This window comes from Thioalkalivibrio sp., assembly GCF_007692535.1.
Taxonomy (GTDB): Bacteria; Pseudomonadota; Gammaproteobacteria; order Ectothiorhodospirales; family Ectothiorhodospiraceae; genus Thioalkalivibrio.
This window is the reverse complement of record NZ_REBW01000054.1, coordinates 1-7,931: the sequence shown is the minus strand read 5'-3', so window position 1 is coordinate 7,931 and position 7,931 is coordinate 1. Positions and strand designations below refer to the sequence as shown.

At 64.8% G+C, this 7,931-nt stretch carries 8 protein-coding genes and 1 pseudogene; 8 read left to right on the top strand and 1 reads right to left on the bottom strand.

Annotated features, from left to right (window positions below; translation table 11 throughout):
• Nucleotides 1-169: 169 nt before the first annotated feature.
• The 6 genes from flgK to EA346_RS01265 all read left to right on the top strand — a co-directional run bounded on the left by flgK (nucleotide 170) and on the right by EA346_RS01265 (nucleotide 5,769).
• Nucleotides 170-2,047 carry a flagellar hook-associated protein FlgK gene (gene flgK / locus EA346_RS01290; protein WP_296754661.1) on the top strand — a complete coding sequence of 626 codons (1,878 nt, stop codon included), beginning with the start codon at nucleotides 170-172 and terminating at the stop codon, nucleotides 2,045-2,047.
• 5 nt (nucleotides 2,048-2,052) lie between these two features.
• Complete coding sequence (gene flgL, locus EA346_RS01285) at nucleotides 2,053-2,997, top strand: flagellar hook-associated protein FlgL (RefSeq protein WP_296754659.1); 945 nt, start codon at nucleotides 2,053-2,055, stop codon at nucleotides 2,995-2,997.
• Between the two features lie 133 nt (nucleotides 2,998-3,130).
• Complete coding sequence (gene flgA / locus EA346_RS01280) at nucleotides 3,131-3,847, top strand: flagellar basal body P-ring formation chaperone FlgA (RefSeq protein WP_296754657.1); 717 nt, start codon at nucleotides 3,131-3,133, stop codon at nucleotides 3,845-3,847.
• A gap of 141 nt (nucleotides 3,848-3,988) precedes the next feature.
• On the top strand, nucleotides 3,989-4,288 hold the full coding sequence (flgM, locus tag EA346_RS01275; protein WP_296754655.1) for a flagellar biosynthesis anti-sigma factor FlgM: 300 nt from the start codon (nucleotides 3,989-3,991) through the stop codon (nucleotides 4,286-4,288).
• 4 nt (nucleotides 4,289-4,292) lie between these two features.
• Nucleotides 4,293-4,778 carry a flagella synthesis protein FlgN gene (locus tag EA346_RS01270; RefSeq protein ID WP_296754653.1) on the top strand — a complete coding sequence of 162 codons (486 nt, stop codon included), beginning with the start codon at nucleotides 4,293-4,295 and terminating at the stop codon, nucleotides 4,776-4,778.
• 241 nt (nucleotides 4,779-5,019) lie between these two features.
• A complete protein-coding gene (locus EA346_RS01265) occupies nucleotides 5,020-5,769 on the top strand; it encodes a flagellar brake protein (protein ID WP_296754650.1) in 750 nt (249 codons plus the stop codon).
• Nucleotides 5,770-5,903: 134 nt separating this feature from the next.
• Here EA346_RS01265 and EA346_RS01260 read toward each other — a convergent pair whose 3' ends face one another.
• On the bottom strand, nucleotides 5,904-6,830 hold the full coding sequence (locus tag EA346_RS01260; protein WP_296754648.1) for a GGDEF domain-containing protein: 927 nt from the start codon (nucleotides 6,828-6,830) through the stop codon (nucleotides 5,904-5,906).
• A gap of 281 nt (nucleotides 6,831-7,111) precedes the next feature.
• On the opposite strand from EA346_RS01260, the gene EA346_RS01255 reads away from it, so the two are divergent.
• Nucleotides 7,112-7,519 (top strand): hypothetical protein, encoded by a 408-nt coding sequence (locus EA346_RS01255; RefSeq protein ID WP_296754646.1) that lies wholly within the window; start codon nucleotides 7,112-7,114, stop codon nucleotides 7,517-7,519.
• Between the two features lie 320 nt (nucleotides 7,520-7,839).
• Nucleotides 7,840-7,931, top strand: a pseudogene (locus tag EA346_RS01250) (flagellin); the annotation flags it as partial.

The window sequence follows — 7,931 nt, the reverse complement described above, 5'->3', positions numbered from 1 at the left end:
TGCGACCGACCCGGTCTACGCGGACAAGATCCTCGACATCCTGAGCCGGGGCACGCTGCCGCAGACAGTGGGCCTCAAGTCCGGTGCAGCGGCGCCGACAAGCTGATGAAGGAGAAACAGTGCATGCAGAGCATGATGGTGGGCCTCGAGAATTTCCCGGAGAACTTCGATGAGTAGCGGACTCCTCGGTATTGGCACCTCCGGGCTGCTTGCATCTCAGCGCGGCCTGTCGGTGACCGGCCACAACATCTCCAATTCTGCGACCGAGGGCTACAGCCGCCAGCGCCTGGATCTGAACACGCGCACGCCGCAGTTCGCCGGCAACGGCTATTTTGGTACGGGCGTGGAGGTGGGTGGCGTGAACCGCGTTTTCGACCAGTTCGTGGAAAATCAGCTGCGAACCGCGACTTCTTCGAGCGCGCAGTATTCGGCGTTCCACGACTACGCGAAACGGGTCGATTCCCTGCTCGCGAACCCCGATTCCGGTCTCGCCCCCGGGCTGCAGAGCTTCTTTGCCGCCGCCCAGGACGTGGCCACGGATCCCACCTCGCTGCCGGCACGTCAGGTGCTGATATCGGAGGCGGATTCTCTGTCCGACCGCTTTGGATTCCTCCATCAGCGGCTGGATGATCAACGGGCGTTGGTCAACGGGCAGATCCAGACGACCGTGGACGAGATCAACGGCCTCTCCAAGGCGCTGGCGGAAGTGAACCGCGGCATCGTCGGAGCCATGGGCCGCGCCGGTGGTGCGCCCCCCAACGACCTGCTCGACCAGCGCGACAAGCTGGTGCGCGAGTTGGCCGAGCGGGTGAACGTGAGCACCGTTGCCCAGGACGATGGGTCGCTCAACGTCTTCGTCGGTAATGGGCAGAGCCTCGTGGTGGGCAGTACCGCCTCCATGCTCACTGCCGCACCTTTGGGTGAGGATCCGACGCAGATCGGTATCGGTTACGCGTCCACCGGCGGAAATGTGGCGGACATCAGCCGCTTCATGACGGGAGGCAGGTTGGGCGCGCTGCTGGACGTGCGCTCGTCCGTGCTCGACGTGGCGCAAAACGCGCTGGGACGCACGGCCCTCGGGTTGGCCGAGGCCTTCAACGAACAGCACGCGCTGGGACAGGACCTGCTGGGCAACGTCGGTGGCGACTTCTTCCGGCTGCCGGAAGCCGAGGTTCTCGCTCGCTCCGACAACAGCGCGGCTGGCCAGCCCGTGGTGACCATCGCCGACCCGGGACAGCTCACCACCGAGGACTATCGGCTTCGATTCGACGGTTCGGATTGGGAATTGCGGCGGGTCCCCAGCGGCCAGCCCGTCGATCCCGAAGCTGTGGGTCTTGCCATCGATACGGACGCGATCACCGGTGCGGCCGCTGGGGACAGCTTCCTCGTCCGGCCCACACGCACCGCTGCGCAGCAGATCGGCACGGTCATCAGCGACGCGCGCCAGGTCGCTGCCGGGTCGCCGGTCCGTGTCAGCGCCGACTCGGAAAATACCGGGGTCGCGGTCGCGCGTTCGGTGCAGGCAGAGAACGCCGAAGCGCTGGACACGAGCCCCGCCACGGTCACCTTCAACGCGGGATCCTCGCAGTTCGAGGTGGGCGGGGAAGTGGTGCCACTCGACCCGTCGGGCGTGACAGAGGTCCGGCACAACGGTTGGACCCTGGCCATCCAGGGAACGCCCGCCGATGGCGACCGCTTCACGGTGAGCGCCAACACCGGTGGCGTCGGTGACAATACCAACGCATTGGCCCTGGCAGGCTTGCAGGACGCCCGATTCCTGGCCGGTGGTACGGCGACCCTCGAGGGGGGGTACAACACCATGATCGGCGAGGTGGGGACCCGGACCCGGCAGGCCGAGGTCGCGTCGGCATCCCAGGCGCGTCTCCTCGAAGAGGCGAGAAACCAGCGGGATTCGATCTCCGGCGTGAACCTGGACGAGGAGGCGGCCAACCTGCTGCGTTATCAGCAGGCCTACCAGGCCGCCGCACAGGTGATCGCCGTGAGCAGCACACTTTTCGACACACTGCTCGGCGCGGTGAGGCGGTAACAGAGATGCGAGTATCCACGAGCCAGGTCTTCCGTAGCGGTGTCGACAACATCCAGCGCAGCCAGCAGGATCTGTCCCGCACCCAGCTTCAGCTCGGGTCCGGGAAACGCATTCTGAGCCCCAGCGACGACCCCAGCGGCGCAGTCAAGTCATTGCAGCTCACCAGCGCGGTCGGCAAGCTCGAACAATACGAACGCAACGCGCTGTCGGTGACGCAACGGCTGCGTTCCACCGAAACGGTGCTGACCTCAGTGGGGGACGGCCTGCAACGGGTGCGCGAACTCGTGGTGCAGGGCAACAACGGAAGCCAGACCAACGAGACCCGCGCGATGATTGCCGGAGAGATCGCGCAGGTGCGGGACGAGCTTCTGCAACTTGCAAACAGCCAGGATGCGAACGGCGAGTACCTGTTCGCGGGCCTCCGCTCCTGGGACCAGCCCTTCATCGACGAAGGAAACCGTGTCAGGTATGCGGGCGACGACGGCCAGCGGGCGGTCCAGATCAGCGCGGTGCGCACGGTGCCGGTTGGCGATCCGGGGCAGAGCGTATTTTCTGTAAAGCCCCCGGGTGAAGACGGTCCTGAGCCGAGAATGCTGTTCGATCTCTACGCGGATGTCGTCAGCGCTCTGAAGAACGGACCCGATGCCGACGGAGACGGCGAAAGCGAAAGCTTCCATGGGGCAATGGGCCAGGCACTGGGCGATCTCGACCAGGCGCTCGGGCGTCTGCTCGAGACGCGGACCAGCCTGGGCGCGCGAATGAACACGGTGGAGACCCAGAGCCGGGTCAACGAGGACCAGTTGCTGCAGGTGAAAACCGCGCTGTCCGAGGTGCAGGACCTCGACTACGCGGAGGCGATCAGCCGGTTCAACCTCCAGCAGACGGCGCTGCAGGCGGCGCAGCAGACCTTCGTCCAGGTGCAGCGGCTGTCGCTGTTCAACTTCCTGTGAGGCATCGTTCCGATACGGCGCCGCGGGAACTGGCATATGACTTGCATCAAGACCCCTTGAGAGACCGCGTGCGTCATCAATCTGGCAGATGCCACCGCGTGAACGGTCGATGCGAGACGGGAGGTATGCAGCAATGATCCGGCGCAAGTGTCTGGGGGTTCTCTGGCTGATCACGGTGGGAATGGCGCTGGCCCCGACCGCCAGCGCGATCGATGAGCCGCACGAGAACATTCTCCGTGCCGCCACGAGCTTCATGGAGATCGAGGCCCGCCAGGCCCACGATGCCCGGTTCGATGTCAGCGTGACCCCGGGTCGCCTGGATTCCCGGTTGCGTCTGCGGTCCTGTGAAGAGGGCCTGGAGGCCTTCATGGCGCCCGGCAGCCGCACGGCCGGCAACAGCACCGTGGGGGTTCGGTGCCTGGGCCCCGTGACCTGGACCCTGTATGTGCCGGTCGAGATCAGCGTACAGGGTGAGGTGGTGGTGCTCTCGGAAGCCCTCCCCCGAAGCACGGTTCTGCAAGCCTCGCATCTTCGCCTCGAAAGACAGGATGTGGGCAGCCTCTCCAGCGGGTACCTGACGGATCCCGACAGCACGCGTGGCATGGTCCTGCGGCGTGCCCTGCAGGCGGGCACGCTGCTGACGCCCCAGATGGTCGAGCCGCCGCGTCTGGTGCAGCGCGGTCAGCGGGTCACTTTGTTGGCGGAGAACGCCTCGGTCGTGGTCCGGGTTGAGGGGGAGGCCCTGGGAAATGGTGCCCACGGCGATCGGGTCCGGGTGCGCAACCTCTCGTCCGATCGGATCGTGGAAGGGTTGGTACTTTCCCACGGTACCGTGGGCGTAAGCATGTAGCCGATGCGACTCGGACGAGCGCGAATGGGTGGCCTGCCGAGGGGAAATGCGGCTACAGTGACCGCTGGCACTAAAGTTTGCTCCGTGGTTGCCGACACATAGGCTAGCAAAGGGTGGAAACGAGGCCCGAGGAATTTGGAAATGTCGATAGAGATCAAGAACCCGTCACAGACCCATGCGCGCGCCAGCAACGAGGGGCGCAGCGTGGCGGAGAACCGTAACGGGTCCGTGTCCGATGGGAGCGCCTCCCAGGGCCGCTCCGCTGGCGCTGACAAGGTCACGCTGACCAATAGCCTGAGCGATCTTGCCCAGACGGCCAGTGAACAGCCCGTAGTCGACAGCAAGAAGGTGAGCGAGATTCGCCAGGCGATCGAGGAAGGCCGTTATGAAGTGAGCCCGGAGCGGATCGCTGCGGGCCTGATCCGAATGGAAGGGCTCTGATTTCATGAGAGCCTCGGAGGCCGCACCGGAGAGACTGCACGACCTGCTCAACCAGGCAGTGCGCGATGCCCTGTCACTGGAGGCCGTTCTCGAGAGGGAAACCCGGGCATTGTCCTTGCGGGATCTGGAAAAGCTCGACGACGCGGTGACCACGAAACACCAGATTGCACAGTCCCTGGAACGGATCACCCGCGAGCAGACGACCCTGCTGCAGGCCGAGGGATTCGAGCCGGACCGTCAGGGCATCGAGGCATGCCTGCGGGTCTGGGACCAGGAGGGGCTGATGCGCCCCCTCTGGGGCCGCCTGCAGGACGCCATGGAGCGCTGCCGCCGGCATAACCAGATCAATGGCGGAGTGGTGCAGACGCATCAGCGGCAAGTCCAACAGGCGCTCCAGATCCTCCGTGGAGAGGATTCCCGCATGGAGCTCTACGATCCCAGCGGTCGCACGGTGGCCAGCGGGCCATCCCGCCACATCTCCGAGGCCTGAGTGCGTCGGGCGGTGATGCTCCGCCGACGCGCCCTGCCTTGCTCCGCAGTCACCAAACTTCCCCGCGACCCAAAAGTCATCGGCGTCCCGAAGCCAGCCATCGCTGGATATGCAGACTCGTTCAAATGCGTCTGGCCTGACGATTTCGCGATGCGGATGAGCCCCGAGTGATGAATCCTGCAGACGCTACCGTCACCGTAGATCATGTGGCCCTACCTGAGGGATGTGCAGCACGATGGACATGAGCTTGGCGGAACCAGCCGACTTCCGGGGATTCGACAGCCGACCGCGTCGGGAACTGATCACGAATCCGGCGCGCGTGCATCGGATGCTTCAGAACCTGTGGGATCGACGTGTCCTGCTCAGCGCGAAACTGGAAGGTGACGAAAACGGGTATACGACGGCGCTCCTGGACGTGAATCCGTTGACCGGGACCATCGTTCTCGATGAACTGGCTCCGGACAGGGGACACGAGCGTGTGGGCCTCGGCACCCGGCTGCGGTTGACGGGCGTGCTCGGCGGCGTGCCCACGCGCTTCGTCGGGGAGGTGTTTGACGTCGGGGTCGAGAATGACATCGCCTTCTACCGCGTTGCGATGCCGCAGCAACTGGAATACCTCCAGCGCCGTGCCTTCTTCCGGGCCTACGTGCCCCGCAGCCTGGAGTTGCGGGTACACCTGGTGATGGAGGAGCGGTTCGAGGTCACCGGGCGGCTCCTGGATATTTCGCTCGGCGGATTCGGGATGCAGCTCGCCCAGGACTGTCCGCTTGCACCACTCGACGTCGTCACCGTCCGGGCCCTGGATCTTCCCGACGGGCAGACGATCAGCTGCACGGCCGAGATCCGCTACATGCAGCAGGAATACGGACAGAAGCTGATTCGTGCCGGCCAGCGGTTTTTCGGTCTCGACAAGTCGGTCGAGCGCACGCTGATGAAAGCGATCTACTCGCTTGAACGGGAACAGATCCGCAAGCGGCCGTTGACGGACTAGTCGATGCAGGCTTATTGGATTCCCTGTACCCAGGGCCTGTTCTTTTCTCTCGCCCGCTTTCGGGAGAGGGGGGTGGCTGGGCGGTCACGTCATCCAGGATCATCTGCCGCCCAGCGCCACCCGCATCCGGGTCTTCAGGCCTGCGCTTGCACGCGGTTGCGTCCCGCCCGTTTCGCCTCGTACATCGCCTTGTCTGCACGGTCAAACAGTGTCAGCGGCGTGTCGCGTCGGCACGCGAGCGCGACGCCGATGCTGGCGGTCACGTGTTGGCCGGGGGCCGCGTCCTGCACGGCCGCGCAGTATTCCACGGCCGCCCGGACCCGCTCCGCGGCCGGCGCGGCATCCTCGGGACGGGCGATCCGCATCAGGATCACGAACTCCTCGCCGCCCGTGCGGAACACCATGTCACAGGCCCGGGTGGCCTCCACGAGGCAGCCGGTGACTGCCTTCAGCACGCGGTCGCCCACCGAGTGGCCGAGCGTGTCATTGACGCGCTTGAAGTGATCCAGGTCGAGTACCAGCAGGGCCACCATCTCGCCGCCACGTTCGAAGCTTGCGAGTTCACGCGTCAGCAGCTGATCCAGCGCTTTTCGGTTGTATACGCCGGTCAGCGGATCCGTCTGGGAAGCCTGCACGGCCTGCCGGTACAGGAGCGCGCTGCGCAGCGGATAGACCAGGCCTGCGAGCATCGTCTCCATTTCTGCCAGTTCCTGTTCCCGGAACTTCCGTCCCCGCAGGAAGCGCAGTTCGCCCAGATCCTCACCGTTCACGGACAGGGTGTAGGTGCAACTGTGCCGAGACAGCCGCCCCTGGCTGACGTGCAGGCCTGCGCCCGGATGGTCGTAGCTGAAGCCGTCGTGGGGGAAGGTCAACTGGATGACCCGTGAGAAACGTCCCAGCACGGACTCGGGTTCCAGCGTGGTTTGCAGTTGAAAGGCCAGCTCGGCGGGCGTGAGGGCGATCTCAGCGCTGTTCGGCAGTGGCTGGTTGTCCCTGGAGATCCCACTGGAGATCCCCCGGGGGAAGGAACGCAGGATGCTTTCGGCGAATGTCTGGCTCATGAATCGGATTCCGTGGCTTCAGTCATCTGCTAATAAGCGATTTTCGTGCCAGGAATAAAAAAGCATAAAAAACAGTAATATACGAGGAATTCTTTGTGCCATGACGGAATCTCGACACCAATCGGAGCGATGTTCCGCGTGGGAAGCGCCGGAAATCCGTCTCGGCCGGAACATGGATACGGAGCGGGATGGTGACCCCGGGGCCAAAGCCCAGAATGTCAATCGTTTCAAGCACGTCCTGCTACACTACTACCCGGTAAAAACCGCCCCGGACAGCCGCGATGCTCATCGATAAACCGGTCGTCACCCTGCCCAGCGCGCCGGTCAATCGGCCGTGGGTCGGCGATCGCCCGGGTGGGGGCGCCGTCGCGGTGATCACCGAGTCCCTGCGGCCGGTGAACGAGCCGGAACATGCGGCCGCCGGCCGACACACCGAAATCGACGGGTCAAGATCCGATCGGCCCGCTCGCGACGACGCGGAGATGGCGGCGCGGATACGGGTTGACGTCGCCAGGGAACGCGCGGCGGAATCGACCGGCCGCCCCGGAGGCTGGGGGCAGCGCAACGGCGACCGGCGCGAAGACTACATCCCCGCAGCGGAGATCCGGCAGCTGCGGGAGCGCCTCGAGGCCCGGCTGGCCCGGGAGCCCGGCATCCTCACCCTGCACAGTATCGACGTGCTGACCTGATCGGACCGGAAGCCGGGCGGGTTTCTCTGCGCCCAGCGGGGTGCCGTCGGGGCAGGTTCCACCACGCCCGCAACCCGCCTCAAGGTGAATAAAGCGTCAACGCAATGCGGTGGCCACGTGGTCGACTGAGGCCCGAAGGCATTGAATAGCGGTGCATGTCCTGCCGCCGGCGCGCCCCTCTGAAAAAGTCAAGCCATCCCCCTAAAGCTTGTAGACCTCGGGCCGATACAACCCCTGAAAGCGGCATATTGCGCCGTCCGAAGACCCGCCACCAAGGGCGGTAGGCTAAATCTAAAGACTCCTGAGAGAGGGAAAATAAAATGGCACAGGTCATCAATACCAACATCATGTCGCTGAACGCCCAGCGTAACCTGAACAGTTCCCAGGGCGCGCTCGCGACCAGCCTGGAACG